Source organism: Streptomyces sp. NPDC050674 (assembly GCF_040654575.1).
Taxonomy (GTDB): domain Bacteria; phylum Actinomycetota; class Actinomycetes; order Streptomycetales; family Streptomycetaceae; genus Streptomyces.
Genome location: NZ_JBFAIG010000015.1, coordinates 60144 through 76704, shown reverse-complemented (window position 1 = coordinate 76704; position 16561 = coordinate 60144). Strand labels below are relative to the sequence as shown.

13 protein-coding genes are annotated in these 16561 nt (G+C 66.5%); 10 read left to right on the top strand and 3 right to left on the bottom strand.

Going from position 1 to position 16561, the window contains the following annotated elements; genetic code table 11:
• Positions 1-111: 111 nt before the first annotated feature.
• The 7 genes from AB0I06_RS24255 to AB0I06_RS24225 all read left to right on the top strand — a co-directional run bounded on the left by AB0I06_RS24255 (position 112) and on the right by AB0I06_RS24225 (position 6401).
• Positions 112-783 carry a hypothetical protein gene (locus tag AB0I06_RS24255; RefSeq protein ID WP_363121049.1) on the top strand — a complete coding sequence of 224 codons (672 nt, stop codon included), beginning with the start codon at positions 112-114 and terminating at the stop codon, positions 781-783.
• The gene (locus AB0I06_RS24250) at positions 780-1865 is read left to right on the top strand and encodes a hypothetical protein (protein WP_363120944.1); all 1086 of its coding nucleotides are present in this window, start codon (positions 780-782) and stop codon (positions 1863-1865) included. Before AB0I06_RS24255 ends, AB0I06_RS24250 begins: the two co-directional genes overlap by 4 nt.
• A gap of 393 nt (positions 1866-2258) precedes the next feature.
• Positions 2259-2606, top strand: a complete 348-nt coding sequence (locus AB0I06_RS24245; RefSeq protein ID WP_363120943.1) for a hypothetical protein — start codon at positions 2259-2261, stop codon at positions 2604-2606.
• Positions 2606-4099, top strand: coding sequence for a C2 family cysteine protease (locus tag AB0I06_RS24240; protein WP_363120942.1), 1494 nt, complete (start codon positions 2606-2608; stop codon positions 4097-4099). Before AB0I06_RS24245 ends, AB0I06_RS24240 begins: the two co-directional genes overlap by 1 nt.
• 19 nt (positions 4100-4118) lie before the next feature.
• A complete protein-coding gene (locus tag AB0I06_RS24235) occupies positions 4119-4445 on the top strand; it encodes a hypothetical protein (RefSeq protein WP_363120941.1) in 327 nt (108 codons plus the stop codon).
• Positions 4446-4650: 205 nt separating this feature from the next.
• Complete coding sequence (locus tag AB0I06_RS24230; RefSeq protein WP_363120940.1) at positions 4651-5208, top strand: hypothetical protein; 558 nt, start codon at positions 4651-4653, stop codon at positions 5206-5208.
• A 932-nt stretch (positions 5209-6140) separates the two neighbouring features.
• Complete coding sequence (locus AB0I06_RS24225; protein WP_097218954.1) at positions 6141-6401, top strand: WXG100 family type VII secretion target; 261 nt, start codon at positions 6141-6143, stop codon at positions 6399-6401.
• Between the two features lie 200 nt (positions 6402-6601).
• On the opposite strand, the gene AB0I06_RS24220 is transcribed toward AB0I06_RS24225, so the two are convergent.
• Positions 6602-6904: a hypothetical protein gene (locus AB0I06_RS24220; RefSeq protein WP_363120939.1), complete on the bottom strand. Its 303-nt coding sequence runs from the start codon at positions 6902-6904 to the stop codon at positions 6602-6604.
• A 177-nt stretch (positions 6905-7081) separates the two neighbouring features.
• Here AB0I06_RS24220 and AB0I06_RS24215 point away from each other — a divergent pair, with 177 nt between their 5' ends.
• From AB0I06_RS24215 to AB0I06_RS24205, 3 genes are read left to right on the top strand one after another with little or no spacing between them, the layout of a single operon-like run.
• Entirely contained in the window at positions 7082-7414 is a 333-nt protein-coding gene (locus AB0I06_RS24215) for an SAV_915 family protein (protein ID WP_363120938.1), read from the top strand.
• Entirely contained in the window at positions 7407-8870 is a 1464-nt protein-coding gene (locus tag AB0I06_RS24210; protein ID WP_363120937.1) for a hypothetical protein, read from the top strand. Before AB0I06_RS24215 ends, AB0I06_RS24210 begins: the two co-directional genes overlap by 8 nt.
• A 12-nt stretch (positions 8871-8882) precedes the next feature.
• Positions 8883-9491 carry a hypothetical protein gene (locus tag AB0I06_RS24205; protein ID WP_363120936.1) on the top strand — a complete coding sequence of 203 codons (609 nt, stop codon included), beginning with the start codon at positions 8883-8885 and terminating at the stop codon, positions 9489-9491.
• A 70-nt stretch (positions 9492-9561) separates the two neighbouring features.
• Here the strand turns inward: AB0I06_RS24205 and AB0I06_RS24200 are convergent, their stop codons facing one another.
• Together AB0I06_RS24200 and AB0I06_RS24195 are read right to left on the bottom strand one after the other, a co-directional pair.
• Complete coding sequence (locus AB0I06_RS24200) at positions 9562-14040, bottom strand: FtsK/SpoIIIE domain-containing protein (protein ID WP_363120935.1); 4479 nt, start codon at positions 14038-14040, stop codon at positions 9562-9564.
• Positions 14041-14138: 98 nt separating this feature from the next.
• On the bottom strand, positions 14139-16517 hold the full coding sequence (locus AB0I06_RS24195) for a PQQ-binding-like beta-propeller repeat protein (protein ID WP_363120934.1): 2379 nt from the start codon (positions 16515-16517) through the stop codon (positions 14139-14141).
• Between the last annotated feature and the right edge of the window lie 44 nt (positions 16518-16561).

The window sequence follows — 16561 nt, the reverse complement described above, 5'->3', positions numbered from 1 at the left end:
CATACATCCGCATTGTCCGCGTTCCCGGGGAAGTTCGCGCTGGTGAAACCGGAAACCTCCCCGGTACCGTCAGTGCGCATCCTGAACTTCTGTCTCTCACGGGGAGTCACTGTGAAGCGCCGCTCATTGCCCGTTGCTGCCGCGTTGACGGCGACGGCAGCACTGATGTTGACGGCCTGCGGTAGCGGGGACGACAAGTCCGGCGACAACGACAAGATCGCCGGCGTCGACCAAGGGGCGGAAACGCCGAAGGAGTCGGCGTCCGCCTCGGGAGCACCGGCAGGGAACAAGCCGGACGGCGTGGACGTGTCTCTGCCCAGCGACATGGACCTGGTCTTCGACTGGGACAGGCCCAAGGACAAGAACGAGGCGGCTGCGATGGATGATGCCGCCAATTTCGTCCGCGCCATCTACAGGGGTGTCTACAAGCGGACGTCCAATGACGCAGCGGTGACCGCCTACTCCACGGGTGACGGGCTGCACTACGCAAAGACTCAGATCAATAGCAGGGTAGATGGCGGCTGGACGGCCACCGGCACCCGACGCCACTACCAAGCGACCACGCGGTCCGCCCCGAACGGCAAATCAGTGGAAGTCGCATTCTGCGTCGACTCAAGCATATTCTACGGCAAAGAGCTAAAGACCAAGAAGATCCTGAGAAGCAAGCCCAGCATCGCTGACTTCGACTACTTCAGGATCGTGATGGTCAAATTTCCCACGGGTCAGGACCTATGGCAAGCGTCCAAGGTCTTCGTGGAGACCAAGGCGGAGAAGTGCCGGTGAGCAGAACGCGCCACGCCACTCTCCGCACGAACACAGCTGCCCTGACGCTGGCCCTTGGCACCCTGATCCTTGCCGGTCCGGCGTATGCGGTGGAGCCAACGAGCAATGGGCAGGGCGCCAGCGCCGAGCAGCAAGGTGGCGGCGACAAGACCGGCATCTACGCCGCCGCCCGCATCCAGTACTCCGGCGCCGTAGCCAAGGGCGGCGGCACCGGAAACGTGACGTCCTCGGATGTCAACTGGACGCCCCCACCCTGCTGGTACGCCCCGTACCTCGGCGCCAAGGACTTCAAGAAGGAGATGTCCAAGGACATCGAGGACAAGAAGAACACACCTGGCATGACCGGGACCGCGGGTGCGGCGATCGGTGAGATGCAGCGTCACTACGAGGACGAGTACGGCTGGACCGGAACGCCCGGCTACAAGGACTACAACGTCGAGAATGACGGCAAGGGGATGTTCTGGGCCGCCGTCGAGAACCCCGACGAGCCGGACTACCTCAAGCGGACCTCGTGCACCGACCTCCCCTTCTGGGTGGAGAACGGCGATGCACCACCACCCCAATACGAGGAGGCCATCTCACCGGAGATACTCGCCGCTCTCGCCTACCAGCGCATGGAGCTCCCCGACACGAAGGTCACCCTCGCCCCCGAGGCCAACACCAAGGTGAACCTGCCAACCTGGGCCTGGCTCGACAAGGCCGTCTTCGACGAGGTCCAAGCGACGGCGGCCCTCAACGTCCCCGGCTTCAACATCCAGGCCACCACCACCGCCAAGCCGGTGTCCCTCAAGCTGGAGCCTGGCACCAAGGACGCCGTGACGTACCCGGCCTCGGGCGAGTGCGCCATCAACGCGGACGGCTCCATCGGCGAGCCCTACGCCAAGGGCAAGGCCGATCAGACCCCACCGTGTGGCATCAGGTACCTCCGCTCATCCGGCCACGGCACATACAAGCTCCGGGCCACCATCACGTGGGAGATCGACTGGACCGGCACCGGCGGCGCCGGCGGCGACCTCCCGAACGGAACCTTCGGCAACGACCAGGCCGTCACCGTCCAGGAGATTCAGAGCGTCAACCGGTAAGTGTGAGCTCTCGAGCTAACCGGACCAGGCCTGCCGCGCAGCGAACGCGTTCTCCGTTGCGCGGCACGGTCCGACGGCTTGGATCAGCTTCAGCGGAGACATGTCACCCATCCATATGGTCACACCTATAGACAGGTAACCCGGTGCCCGTTGGCGCCACGTTAGGACTATCCGACATAGCGGAAGTTCTCGGATCAGAGCAGGTGTAATCACTGCCGGTGTGGCCAGTGGGCGTAGGGATTGTGGCGACCATGTGGCGTTCGGGGGAGATTTCACACGACTTCGAATGGTCGGACACCACCCCCGTATGCTTCCCCAGCGATGCCGTGAATCCATGTGAGAGGCGCGGCAGGCGTCGGCAGCAAACGGGGGAGGACGACAAACGTGAGGCCCATGCCGGGCGATGATGCAGCCGAGTTGAAGAAGCGGGCCGAACGGCTGCGGGACTGCGCGCGGGAGGCCAGGGCGCTGGCCCGCAGGCTGGGGCCGTACCTCGACGACGCGGTGAAGAGGGCCACTCCGCGCGCCGCAGCCTCCCGAACCAGCGGCGACGACGGCGCCATCTGGCAGGGTCCGTTCGCAGATGAATGCGCGGCCAAGCTGCAACAACGACAGCGCACGCTGAACAGCATGGGCACCGCACTGCTGGGAGACGCCACCCGCTGGGAGAGCCAGGCCGACGAACTGGATCGCCAGGCCGCGGAGAAGGACAAGGCACAGGCCGGAACGGGTAGCCGCTGATGGGCTTCAGAGGCTTCGACGCCGCCAAGCTGACAACGCTCGCCGGTCACCTGGACACCCTCGCTCAGAACTCCGGAAAGCTCCATTCCCAGCTGGCCGCCGTACTCACCACCGCCCAGCAGAACCTGCCGTCGGGACAGCACGCCTCCCGCAATCCCGACCTCCAGGATCTGGTCGGCGATGTGGTCCCTATGCCGTCGTTCTTCCGTCGCCCGCGTCTGCCCGGTTCTCTCGGCGGCGAGCTCGACGACATGCAGTCGTCGATGAAGCGCCGCATCAGGCAGATCGAGGGGCTGCAGGAGCTGGAGAAGCGGGGATACCCCGTGTGTGACAGCAGCGTCTTCCTGGACGAGAAGGCACCCGACGCGAAGAAGATCGACGATGCCCTGCGCCATCTCCAGGAGCTGAAGGGCAAGGACTTTGGCACCAACGGCAATCGCGACGATCTGGAGCAGTTTTCCGGCGAGCTCGACGGACTGAACGCCGCCGAACTGGACTCCTTCGTGACGAAGGCCTCACCCAAGGACCTGGCCTTCTACAACCAGATGCTGACCAACACCGACGACTCGGGCTGGAACCCGTTCGACGACAACGGCCTGCCTGAGGGCAAGCGGCGGGACACGTTGAGTCTGATGCTGTCCAAGGTGAGTCCGGAGAACGTAGGCAAGTTCACGGCGGCCTTCCCGGGCACGCAGCCCACGTTCACGAACACCGCCGCGTACGAGGCGGGCGGCAACAGCCAGAATGGCCAGACCAACAACGGCATTCACTGGGCACCGCCTCCGGACCCCTTGTTCCAGGACGGGGTGTCCGCCGATGACGTGAATCAACGCCAGTTCGGAGACTGCTGGTACGTCGCATCGCTGGCCGGCTTGGCTCAGAAGGACCCCGCCTTCGTGCAGGAGGGCATCAAGCAGAACCCGAACGGCACGGTGAGCGTCCGCGTCTGGGACAAAGAGGGCAACTACCACTGGGTGACGATGACGGCCGACCTGCCGTCCGATCAGAACGGAAACCCCATTGGCACGTACGGCAATGGGGAAAGCTGGCCCGCGTACTACGAGAAGGCCTTCGCGATGGTCTATTCGGACGACGGTGAGGACGAGCGTGGGTACGGCGGGATCGAAGGGGACGACCCCAAGAAGTCCGCTCCATACCTCACCGGCAAGGAAGGCGATGACCTGACCACCGGCGGCTTCCTGGGGATCGGCGAACACGAGGACAAGAGCCTGGAGTCGCTGAAGGAGGCCTACGGCGCCGGAAAGGTCGTCACCGTGGCCACCCCGGCCGACGAGGCGCTGGACAAGAACCACCCGCCCGAATGGGGCAACACTTACCACAGCAACCACGCGTACTACGTTCGGGGGTTCACCGACGACGGCAAGGTCATCCTCGGAAACCCCTGGGGCGTCTCCGGCTATCCGCCGATCACCGTGTCGCAGGAGCAGTTCAACAAGTACTTCGGCGGTGCGGAGGCCTTCGATGCCCCGTGACGACCGGGAGGTGAACAGTGTGTCCGAAGGCGAGAAGGTGGAGTACCCCTTCGCATTCGGCGGTCGCTGGACACTCCGTCACCAGGTTCCGTACACCGTCGAACACGACGGCCGGACGTATCAAGTCTTGGCGTCCGTCTTCGCCGAACCGTCGGTGCACGGCCGTGTCCGGATCGGCTGCGGGGGTCGGCCCGTCGGCGAGTTCGACGGATTGACCCCGGGTGACGTCCTGAACATCGCCGGGGACAGGTGGCGGGTGGCGGAAGTCGATTACCGCACCCGCATCGTGCTGGAGCACGTGATCGTCGGCTGCAAGGAGGACACCGGTGTTCAGTCCGTCGAGTAGGTACGCCATCACGGGTGCCACCTTGGCCTTGTGGGCGCTGACCGCCTGCGGATCGTCGTCCGGCAGCGGTGACCACCCGACGACCGCACCCACGAGCACGCAGGCGGCGCCACGGGACAAGGGCCCACAATGCGTCGGCGACGCGCCGGCGGACGGCGTGCATGTCCTGCGCGGAGGCGGGTTCCGACTACCCGGCGGTGGAGGCGTGCAGTACGCGGCCGCGAGCGCTGACGGAACATCGCGTACTGCGACCCTGCGCGACGGTGCCGGTTTCGGCTCGGGACAGCAGCAGTGGACTGTGAAGCCGGGGTCCCGGGTCACCGTCTCGGGTCACGCCTACGCCGTGCGGCAGGTCTGCTCCTACCGTGTCGTCCTGGAGCCGAAGGACGCCGAGGACAAGGCCGCTCTTGCCGCCGCTCCCGATTCCATGGAGTTCGCGGGCGGTGCCGCCGACAACACCCTGTGCTTCACCACCAACCGTGCCGTTCTGGCCGCCGCGGCGAAAAGTTTCCCGGCCAAAGGACAGAAACTGTCACTCCTCGACAACGGCGGTGTGAAGCAACTGCCCACCGGCCCGTCGCTCACCGTTTCGTACGTGGACACCGCGGCGGGCACGGCCGGCCTCGGCGCGAACTGTGCCGGGGTAACGGTGGCGCTGTACAGAGACGTGAGGGTCGGTGACACCGTCGAATTCGCGGGGGTGCTGTTCAAGGTGGCCGGGCTTGCGGAGAATGCGGTACGCCTCACACGGACAAGCGAGTAGCTCGAAGGAGCGACTCGCCCCGCGAAAGCCCTGCCCAGGGGTCCGAACCTCGACCGCCGAGCTGCCCTCACGCCCCCTTCACCGGCCGGAGTCATGGTGGGAGCCCATCCCATACTGCATCCTGCCGAAAGCGGCCGAGATTTCCCTGGCCGCCTTCCCATTTGGCGAGCATTCTGGAAACCAGGGGCCTTGAACGGGGAGTGCGCCATCGGCGACGTCCAGCGCTGCAACCGGCTTGCGCGCATTATATGGACGGCTCCCTGAACATCACGCAGAAAAGCCCCCGTTGACAGTGCTCGTCATTGCCGCCATGCGGAGCGTCGCCCGCCTGCACGATGCGGTTCGCCGCTGCGCGCGGAAGACTTATGCCGCCCACGCATCTGTCAAACACTTTCCCGGGCGCGTGGTTGCGTCGGAGCAAGGTCGCAAAGGCGCCCTGGCAAGCTACCGGCGGATACCCGCCAGAAGAGAGCCGGATCAGGGTTCGTGATGTCATTGACGTACGCGTAGTCCGGCGCCAGCGTGCACACACATGGCCGAATCTTGTCTAAATTTTCACACTCTTCGAACATTGTTCGTTACGCCCCTCGGGCACCGGAGACCGACTGAACTCGCAACCATTGTGTCTGCTGCATGACAACGCCCAACGGCGCAAATCGTCCCCGTTTGAACCGATCAGGCCGAAGTTCCCGCGGTACTGCGCTTCCTGCGCATTTGCGCGTGAGTCCGGCCTCTCCCTGCCACAGAGTTGCCGCTGCACCGGCCGCTCTGCCCGGAGACACCACGACTCGGCTCACCATCAGGGTCAACACCACTCGTTCACACATGACTCCCATGCCTGAAGGCGATGGGCGGCGGCTACCTCTGGTGCGGTAGCGTCCCTTGGTGCAAACGGATAGTCCGTTTACGTGTGTGACACGGGGAGGATCGCCATGGATCGCGGTGCAGATCTCACTCAGCTTCGGGAGCTGTCCAAGCTCTTCGGCAAGAAGGCCACCGACCTCCAGGGCCTCATCAAGGCACTGGAGTCCGCCACGAGCCACAGCTCGGGTTACTGGAAGGGCCCCAAGGCCGACCGCTTCCGGAACGACTGGCACGACATCAAGCCGACGTTCGACAAGTGGGTCGACACGCTGAACGATGCCAGCAAGTCGGCCAACACCAGCGCCGACAACATCGAGCGCGCGACCTGAGCTGATCCCTGCCGCGCCGAAGTCGTAGCTGCCGGGGCATTCCCTTCGAGGCCGTCGCACCTCGAGTGGGATGCCCCCGGCGGCATTTGTGCAGGACGTGCGGACAGTCACTGTGCGCGACGTCAGCACGTCAAGGAATGGCGTCGAGCGACACAGGAGCTGCAGCCTCAGCCCCGCACCGACAGCTCACGTGCGGCGACTCAGATATCCTTGTTATACATACGCGCTTCGCTTTGTGACACCTTCTCGGGTTCACTCCGAATCGCGGCATCAATGATAGGCAGCAGTTTGTCGACCTGCTCGACCAACTTTCTGTTCCGCCCGTCCAGTTCTCTGTGCCAGGCTCGAGCGTTCTTCCCGACCCAGACCTTGTCACCGCCGATCTGTTCGGTCGGTCCCTTGAGTGCCTTCTTGATGCTCTCCACCTCTTTGGCCAGGTCGCTCCGCAGCCGCTCAAGGTCCGCCTTCCGCGGATTGGGTACCTTGGCATCTGAATCTGCCACAACCCCACCCCTCATTCATCGCAGTTCCGGCTGACGAACGCTCACCGTACCAGCGAGCTCCGACTGTTCCGGAGGAGACCCCAGCGGGAGCGGAAAGCCGCTGGCGTCAACTCGACGCCACATAAGCCGTTCGGAGATCACATTGCTTGCCGGTCCATCACCTCATAATCTGTCGCAATGACCTCAAGCGAAACGGCCCAGGCCGGCCCCAAAGCCCTCGTGCTTCCCACCATGACCGAGGTGCCTCAAGGACCTGACGGTTCTCCGCTCAGCGGCAGCACCGTCGACGTCATCCTCGTGCCCATGGCTGGTGATGACGGCGAGGAGCGGCTCGTAGCACTGGCTTTCACATCCATCCCCCTACTGGTCGAGGCCATGGGAGAAGGCCAGCCGTGGGTCATCATCCCCACCGAGGAAATAGGGAAGGCACTCAGCGGGTCGGGCGCATCCGCAGTGCTGATCGACCCGCAACTGGCCGACAGCGCGGAAGGCGAATCGACCCGTGGTTGATCCAAACTTCTCCGGTATTAACCCGGACAACCTCTTGAGGACGATCAAAGACCTTGAGTCCGGCGGTAAGAAACTGCACGGGGCGAAGTCCTCATATGTGAGCCGGTTTCAGAAATTTGGCCTAGATACGAGCAACCTGTCAGAAATCGGAAAGATCGCTGGCTGGGTCGATGACGAGTTGCCCATGCTTCGCCGCCGTCAGGCACTCGCAGCAGCAATGGAGCTCGACCAAAAGGGCATTCAGAAACCTGGCGCCATGGTCCAGCTTCGCGAACCTATCGCGACGATCAGTGAGGCCCGAAGCGCAGGAAAGAAGCTTGCCGAGGATGCAAACGAGGCGGCTGGTCTCGATCCGAGTAAAGCAGGACCAGAATTCCACCGCATCGCTGAGGAGCTCGCCAAACACAAGGGTGACCCAGACTTCGCCTCGGCGTTCTACGCCAAGATGAATACAGACCTGGTCAAGAATCTGCCGATGGCAATCGTCGCCGCCAATGCCCCAACGGCCAAGGACGATGTGAAGGTATTCGGGTCCGCGTTCACCACGGCGGTCAACGCTGAGACACCTGCGCCGGGCTTCGACAAGAAGGCCGCGCTCTTCCATGGCCAGTTCACGAAGGACGAGCCCACGGCTGTGTTCAACCGGGCACTTATGCAGGGGGACGACCCGGAGCTGTGGGACATCGCTTGGAAGCACACACAGATCGCTGCGAAGAAGCTCCTCGATCCCGCTGACACGTGGTCTGACACTGCTGGGCTGCTGGCCAGCGTCATCGGCGTCCAGTCAAAGTTTGCAAGTAACTTCTGGACCCAAGCGCAGAAATTTAGTGATGAAGCGGCTCAGTTGAAGGATCAGCGCCTTAACGCTATGAGCAAGGCAGAAAAGCGGGCGTTCAAGAACGCGACCAGTCGCGCTGCCAAGGCCTCTGCGAAATCTGCACGCGAGGCGGAGCGTATTCTTTCCAAGTTCGGAATGGGCTCGTTCTCCCGCCTGATGGAGGCATCCATCGCTGACGGTGGAAGTTGGCTGATCGGCAAGGTTCCCGGGCTCAAGCCGCCCAGCACTACATCGCTGTGGGGTCGCGCGCTGCGGACCGGCGGAAAGCTACCTCTGGTCGGGAGTCTCCTCACCGTTGGCGCCATCGGTTGGGATATCAGTCACGGAGAGGAGAAGGACGTAGCTGTTGCCGCCAACGTCGGCGGTATGGCGGCCGGCATGGCTGGAACTTGGGCCGCTACCGCAACGGTTGCTGCCGTTGGAGGTCCGGTCGGCTGGGGTATCGCTGCAGGTGTCGTGGTGGGTTTCGGCGTTGGTTACGCCGTTTCGTATGCCATCAAGACGGAAGCAGGCAGGAAGGCTGTCAACGCTGTTACAGGAGCTGCCAAGAGCGCAGGCAAGGCGATTGGCGACGCCGCATCGAGCGTAAAGAGTACGGTGAGTGGATGGTTCTCATGAGGTGTCCTAGTCATGGCTAAGAAGAAGCGAAAATCCGGTGCGAGCCAGCATCAACTCCCACCCCACGTGGAGGAGGCGCGCAAAGCAAGCGCCAAAGCGAAGGCTTGGAAGCCGCGACCGAAGCTCCCTCAACGTCGGGTAATCTGGGCGATTTCAGGGGTATTTCTGCTGTGCATCGGCCTATCTCTTGCTCTGTGGCTTCCTCCGCATCTCCTGGTGCAGGACCTGCGTTCCCGCGGCGTCGATTCCGCTGCCACGGTCGTCGGCGTCGACTCGAAACCCAAGTATGTGAAGGTTCGCCTCGTGACCGGGCCCGAGGCCGGTACAGAGGTCAAGCTGTCGGACTACGCCGGGATGTACCCCGACACGCACACCGCTGCATCACTGGTCGTCACGTACGATCGCGATGACCCGTCACGAATCCTTACCCGTGCCTGGGTGGAAGACCCGCCGGCAAACCTGCCCGCCTTCGGCACCTCAGCCCTGGCTGTTATCTGCCTCGGCCTCGCCACGGCGGTGATCTGGCGCCGTCTCTGGATCCTGCGCACCTTCGGGCCAGAGGAACCTCCTGCATCGTCAACTGGTGCCAAGAAGAACCCTGACGAAGTCGTAAGAGACTGATTTGCAGACCAGTGTCAGGCGTCCGGCAAAACGGGGGCTCCCGCCCAATGGGCGGGAGCCCTCTTATGTCCTACGCGTTCATCACAGCCTGCACCGGCACAAACGCCCCCCCGGTCACGAACAACCCGCTACCCGCTGCCCCGCCCCCGCTGTTCGCGGGCAGCCGGATGCCGAACAGTTCGCCGTCCGAGGAGCTCTGCGGCGTCAGCAGCAGGCCGTTGCGGGATTTGCGGGCCTCGACCGCGAAGCCACGGTACTGGCCGGACAGGGAGTCCGTCGTGCCGGCGGCGAGCAGGCCCACGCCGCCGTCGGCTCCCTTGCGGATGACCCCTTCCAGCGGCTCGTCCAGCGGCGCGTCGTAGAGGAGTTCGGCGTCATCGACCACAACGACGTACGGCCGCCCGTCGAGCTGATCTTCAATCTCCTCCAGGTCGTCACCCGAGCTGTCCGCGGTGAGCATGCCGAGAACACCTTCTCGCCCCTCGAGGTCCCGCAGCGGGGACCGGCGAGGTGTCACGACCACCAGCGGCGTTCCCACGCGCAGAAGCGACTCGGCAGCGCACAGCAGTGCCGTCGAGCGGCCGGACTTCGGTGGACCCGCGATGACGAAGCCGGGTCCGTTCTCCTCCAGGTCGATGCCGATGGGGTGGAGTTCGTCGCCGCCCACGGCGAGCAGTGCCCACAGGGGCGACGGCGGGGCGAAGTCCGGGTCCAGGGACATCGCCTCCGACGCTGTGACGCGCGTCGGCAGAGCGTCGACTCGCAGGGGGCGCCGGCCCGCCGGAACGCGACCGTGGCGGGTTCGCGCCTCTTCCGCGATCTCGCGGAGCGCACGGACCTGGGCCTGGCCGGCAGGGTCCCGCGCGAGCAGCCCGATCTGCGTCTCGTCGACGCCCGTGTCCGTGATGCGCAGGGCGCGTCCGGGCGGCATGTTCTTCGGCACTTCGCGGGCCTGCAGTCCTGCGGTGGAGTAGTCGTTCGGGTCGGCGAAGCGCATGACGAGACGATCGGAGAAGGCCGAGGAGACGTGACCGCTGAGGCCACTGCGGTCGGCCGTCATGACGACCTTCAGTCCCGCTGCCGAACCCTCGCGAAAGAGTCTCTGAGCCGCTTCCAGCAGCTGACCGTAGTTGTAGTTCTCGAAGGTGGAGGCGAAGCCCTCCCAGCTGTCCAGTAGCAGCACCATCCAGGGCAGGCGCTCCTCCGGAGCGGCACCCGCCCGCTGTTCCGCCGCGCTCGACGCACCCTCCATCGCCAGCAGTTGCTGTCGGCGGGCGACCTCCACCTGCAAGCGCTGAATCAGGCGGCGGGCTCGGTCTGGCTCGTCGCGGGTCACGACAGCGCCCACGTGAGGCAGACGCACCAGCGGCAGAAGTGCGTTGGAGCCGCAGTCGATGGCGTAGACGTGCACGTCGAGCGGGGAGGTGTTCTGCGCCAGGGAGCCGGCCAGGGTACGAAGAGCCGTCGAGCGACCGGAGCGGGCGCCACCGAGCAGCAGGGTGTGCTCGCCGTGCACAAGGTCCAGGGACACCGGCACGCGGCTCTGCTTCGCCGGCAGGTCGACGAGGCCGTACGGGATCGGGGCCACGTCGCCGCCCGGAGCGGCCGGTGCACCACCGTAGGCAGACAGTTCATCGAGCGTGATGGATTCCGCCAGCGGCGGCAGCCACGGGCTGCGCTGCTCACCGAAGCCCATCCGCTGCGCGCCTTCGCGTACCGCGTCCACCAGGACGGCCAGGTCCGTGACCATCGTGCCGTCGTCCTCGGCCTCCTCGCGCTTGGGCAACGGGCGGGCGTACGCGTTCCAGGGCAACGGCATCAGCGTGGCCTTCGGGCCCGTCTGGCCCGTGGCGGGGCGGCGGCCACCGATACGGGCCGACTGCACGCCCACCAGGGACTGGGCACCCGAGCGGACGTACATCCGGCCCGGCGTCGACTTGGCGATCGCGCCCGAGTCCGGAGCGTCGATGACGTCCATCGACTCGGAGGCGTCCGTCACCCGTAGGGCGATGCGGAGGTTGGTGTTGGCGCGAATGTCCGCGCTCACCACGCCCGCCGGACGCTGCGTCGCGAGGATCAGGTGCACGCCGAGCGAGCGGCCCCGGCGTGCGATGTCGACCAGGCCCGCGATGAAGTCGGGCAGTTCGGCGACCAGGGACGCGAACTCGTCGATCACGAGCACCAGCCGTGGCATCGGCTCCAGTTCGGGGCGGAGCTTGCGGGTGTCGTTGTAGTCCTCGATGTCCTTGGCGGCAGCGTCGAAGAGGATCCGTTCCCGGCGGTGCAGCTCGGCCGCGAGAGAGGCGAGGGCCCGCTCGGTCAGATGGGCGTCGAGGTCGCTGACCATGCCGACGGTGTGCGGCAGGCGAGCGCAGTCCATGAACGCGCTGCCGCCCTTGTAGTCGATGAGGACGTAGTTCAGGGCGTCGGGACGGTTCGCCACTGCGAGCGAGGCGATGATCGTCTGCAGCAGCTCCGACTTACCGGCACCCGTCGTACCGGCGACCAGCGCGTGCGGTCCGTCACGTCGGATGTCCAGGACGAACGCACCGTCGGCGGCGAGTCCGATGGGGGCGGCCGTGGTCGAGCCGCCCGCCTGCCAGATGCGTTCCACGTCGCTGCCCGTCGGGTTGGGCATGTTCAGCAGGTTCAGCAGCCGGGCCGAGGTGGGCAGCGCGGAGTCGGCGTCGTCGCGACTGACATCGCGGACGGGGGCGAGGGAGCGGGCCAGGAGTTCGCACCATTCGTACGGGACCTGGTCGGCCAGCACGTCGCCGACCGCCTCAAGGCCGTAGCCACGCAGCCGGACGTGGTGGGCCGCGTCCGGCGACCAGGCCACGACGGCCTTGCACTCCTCGGGGAGCAGCCGTTCGTCCTCGTCGATGCAGAGGGCGAAGATGCCGTACTGCGGTCCTTCGGTGAGGAGCTGGGGAACGCCCGGAACACGGCGCAGGAGCCGTGCTCCGTCGAGGATCAGAAGTACGTTGGCGTCCGGATACAGCTGGCCCGTCATGTTGTGCTGCTCGCGGGCCGCCTTGCGTCGAGCCAGTTCATTCAGGAGTTCGTTGACCCGGCGGCTGATGCCCTCCGAGTCGAAACCGACCAGGGCGACGCAGTCCTGCCCCTCGTCGGGGTTGGTGTGCGGCAGCCAGTGCGCCCAGTGCCACTCGGCGCCGGCGGCGGGCGTGGCTGCCAGGGAAACCAGTGACAGGTCGCGGGGGCTGTGCAGCACGGCGGCCTGCACGCTCAGCCAGCGGGCGGTGGCGAGGGCACGGGCGCGGTCGCCCGCGATGCCGACCACGCCGAGCCGGGAGAAGGGCAGGGTGACAGGGACGTCGGGAAGGACCGGGGGCTCCGGGGGCTCCTCGTCGTGCGCCGAGCCGCCACGTGCGAAGACCAGTTCCACGTCGGAGGGCAGGGCGCCGAGCCCGATGCGCAGCTGCATGGCGTCCGGGTCGGTGAGCCGGCGTTCCCAGAGGCGGCGGCGGGGGCCGGTCGCGAAGAGCAGAATCTCTGCCGGGTCGGGGTTGTCCTCGCGGCGGGCGCGCTGCTCTTCCTTGCTGAGCCTGACGAGTTCGGACTCGTGGGCTGCGAGGTCCTTCCTGTACTGCTTGAGGGACGTCTTGTGCTTCTTCTTGCCCTCACGGTTCTCACTGATCCACTGGCCCAGCATCATGAGGGGGCTCATCAGGCAGAACAGCAGCATGTAGATCTGCTTGGTGAAGAAGTACATGGCCAGCCCGAACAGCATGGGCATGAACGCCATGATGAACTGGAATCTGGCTCGTTCCCCCTTGCTGGGTGGGACCGGCACGGCCAGCCGCCGCCGAGGCCGCAGCGGCGACAGCCGCGGGGGGCGGTTGTAGGCGAGACCGCCTTCGCTCATCAGGGACAGATGCGCGTCGGGCTCGGCCACCTTGTCGAGGACCAAGAGCGAGTCACCCACCCGTACGACACCGCCCAGCGGCCAGGGCGTCCCAGCCGTCACCGCGTCGTCGTTCAGGCGGACACCGGCGCCGGCTTCAGGGGTGAGGGTGACGTTGCCCTGGAGGTCGATGGTCAGCCGGAGGGCGACCGCCGGCAGTGAGGCGTCCGGCAGGGGGAGCGAACAGGTCGGCGCCGATCCGGCCGTTGCCGCGCCGACGCCCAGCCGGACCACGCGCCCCGAGCCGGGGCCGCCCGCCACCCGCAGTTCGTACTGCCCGGCCGGCTCGCCCTTGCGCAGCAGCGGACCTATCGAGGGGTCGACGGAGACGCGCATGCCGTCCCGTAGGACGCCGGCCGCAGGTGCCGCGGGATCGCACAGTTCACCGTCTGCCCACAGCACCGGTGCCCCTGCCACCGCCGTTCCGTAGCCGGGCAGCGAAGCCAGTGAGGTACCGGGCATGACCATGACGTTCCCCGAGCCGACACCTCGGGGCTCGGTGGCCTGTCCGACAGCCTGGGCCAGCACCTCCGCGACATCACCTGCCGTGGCGGTGTCGTCGGCGGTGACGACGACGTCCTCCGGCTCACCGCCTTCGCGTACGACCGTGACCAGCATCCGCATGATGGTCATCCTCCCCGTCGGCCCCTGTGGCCACGTTCGTTAACTTCAGCTAACGGAGACTATGGCAGTCCCCCGCATCGCACCCCAGCGCCCCGGCGTCACACCGCCGGCATCGCGTAGATCTCCGGTCCGTTCGTGACCAACAGCCGGTTTCCCGCCGTCGCGATCTGCCACGGGGCGCCGGAGTCCTTGTCGTCCGTCCAGGTCCAGCGCACTGTGCCGGACTTCGCCTCGAGGGCGATGACGCCTCCTGAGAGGGGCCCGGCGGCGCAGTACAGCGTCGTGCCAGCCCTCACGAACGTCCCTGGCCCGCCACGGTTCTGGTCCTCGCAGAGCCAGATCCGCCGGTGCGTCTTGACGTCGACGGCCCAGATGCCGCGGTCGTAGTCACTGACGTACAGCACACCGTCGATGACGGCCGGGTTGTTGAAGCCACGGCGGCCCTCGGGGGAGAGCGTCCAGCGGGTGCGGCCGGTCTCCGCGTCGACCGCTGTCAGCTTCTCGCCGGGCAGGAAGACCAGGCCGTTCGCGACCGTGGGTTGCCAGGCCCAGTCGTCGCCGATCTTCTGCGTCCACAGCTGTTCGCCGGTCGCGGTGTCGCGCACGGTGAGATTGTGGTTGGAGTCCGCGTAGACAAGGTACTTGCCGGAGACGGTGCCCTGGACGTCGTAGTCCCGCGTGCCCCAGTCGCGGTGTTGAAGCCACACCTTCTTCCCCGTGCTGTGACTGATCGCGGCGATGGCGGTGCGGTAGTCGGTGGCGCTCTGGGCCTGGGCGTAGTCGGTTGCCGTGACGTACACGTTCTTGTCGTCGATGGCGATGGTGCTCTCGATGCCCAGTTTCCTGCCGAGGCGGCTGCGCCACACCTCCTCGCCGGTCTTCACGTCCCGCGCGACGAGGACTCCCTCGACGCCGCTGTCGGTGAGGAACACCTTGCCGCCGTGGAAGAGAAGCGGGGAACCGGGGGCGCAGACGTCGGGCTTCGACCAGCGGGCTTCACCGGTCTTCACGTCGTATGCCACCAGAGGGTCACCGCTGATCAGGAGCAGGCCGTCATGGATGAGGAGCGGTACGTCGGTGGTGGTGCTGTCTTCCGCAGCTGTCTCGTGCCACAGGGGCTGGGGGGCGACTCCCGCCGGCGGGGTGGTGAAGTTCTCCTCGACGGGCTGGGCGGAACCGGCACCGTTCGTGCCGGTCGCCCCGTCCGTGGGGTCTCGGTCCCGGCCCAGCCACCAGGCGGTGCCGCCGCCCGCCAGCGCCACGGCGGCGGCACCGCCGAGCGCGAGACCGAGGACACGGCGGCGGGAGGGGGCGCTGGAGGCCGATCCCGAGGCGCCCGGCTGTCCTTGAGTGCCGTGGCCGGGCGGGGGCGTCCCGTACCCGGGGGTGGGAAGGCCGCCCGGCGGTGTGGCGTAGCCGGGGACCGGCGTTCCCTGTGCGGCAGACACCGGGGGGCCGCCGTATCCCGGAGTCTGCGGATACCCGTAGCCCGGGGCCGGTGTGCCGGGTGGCTGCGCTGTGGCGTCCGTCATCACCGGGGCCGGCCCGAACGACGCGGCGGCCATGGGCCGAGGCTGCTGCGGTGCCTCCAGGTCCAGGATGCCGGCCGCATGCGTGGCGATTGTCGAGGCCACCGCCGACGGAAGCCAGTCGCTGAGGACACCCTCGACTCCCTGTGGGGCAAGCGCCGTTACGATCTCGGCCGGTACGGGCCGCTGCGCCGGGTCCTTCGCGAGGCATGCGCGGACGAGGCCCAGCAGCTGCTGCGGGACGCCCTCGACGTCGGGTTCACCGTGCACGACCTGATAGAGCAACGAGGCGTGTGAGACGGCTCCATGGCCGAATGTGCCCCGGCCGGTGGCGGCGAAGGCGAGTACGGCGCCCAGTGAGAAGACGTCGCTCGCCGTACCGATGTCCTTGCCCAGCGCCTGCTCCGGTGACATGTAGCCGGGAGAGCCGACCACGACTCCCGTCTGGGTCATACGGTTTCCGTCCACCGCCCGCGCGATCCCGAAGTCGATGACGCGCGGACCATCTGCCGCCAGCAGGACGTTCGACGGCTTCATGTCACGGTGGATCAGTCCGGCCGCGTGCACCTCTTGGAGGGCAGCGGCGAGACCGGCGGCCAGTGCCCTGACAGTGTGCTCCGGCAGCGCGCCGTGCGCGGCGACCACGTCAGTGAGGTCCGGGCCGAGCACGTACGACGTCGCCAGCCAGGGCAGCGGCGCGTCCGGATCGGCGTCCACGACCGGGGCGGTAAAGCGTCCGGAGACCGCCTTGGCTACCTCGACTTCGTGCCGGAAGCGGTCCCGGAAGTCTCCGTCTGCGGCGAGATCCGGACGTACGACCTTCACGGCGACGGTGCGGCCACCCTGCGAACGGGCGAGGTACACACGGCCCATGCCGCCGACGCCGAGTCTTCGCAGGAGCCGGTAGGTGCCCAACTCCACTGGATCGTCCGGCTGCAGTGTCTCCATGGTGGGGCCTTCCCGGCGTTACGCGATGTGGCGCGTCAGACGCG

What these genes read in the sequence shown, in the direction of transcription:
- AB0I06_RS24245 (WP_363120943.1), top strand. Translation starts at nt 2,259, where the DNA reads ATGCCGGGCGATGATGCAGCCGAGTTGAAGAAGCGGGCCGAACGGCTG.
- AB0I06_RS24240 (WP_363120942.1), top strand. Translation starts at nt 2,606, where the DNA reads ATGGGCTTCAGAGGCTTCGACGCCGCCAAGCTGACAACGCTCGCCGGT.
- AB0I06_RS24225 (WP_097218954.1), top strand. Translation starts at nt 6,141, where the DNA reads ATGGATCGCGGTGCAGATCTCACTCAGCTTCGGGAGCTGTCCAAGCTC.
- AB0I06_RS24215 (WP_363120938.1), top strand. Translation starts at nt 7,082, where the DNA reads ATGACCTCAAGCGAAACGGCCCAGGCCGGCCCCAAAGCCCTCGTGCTT.
- AB0I06_RS24205 (WP_363120936.1), top strand. Translation starts at nt 8,883, where the DNA reads ATGGCTAAGAAGAAGCGAAAATCCGGTGCGAGCCAGCATCAACTCCCA.
- AB0I06_RS24200 (WP_363120935.1), bottom strand. Translation starts at nt 14,040, where the DNA reads ATGCGGATGCTGGTCACGGTCGTACGCGAAGGCGGTGAGCCGGAGGAC.
- AB0I06_RS24195 (WP_363120934.1), bottom strand. Translation starts at nt 16,517, where the DNA reads ATGGAGACACTGCAGCCGGACGATCCAGTGGAGTTGGGCACCTACCGG.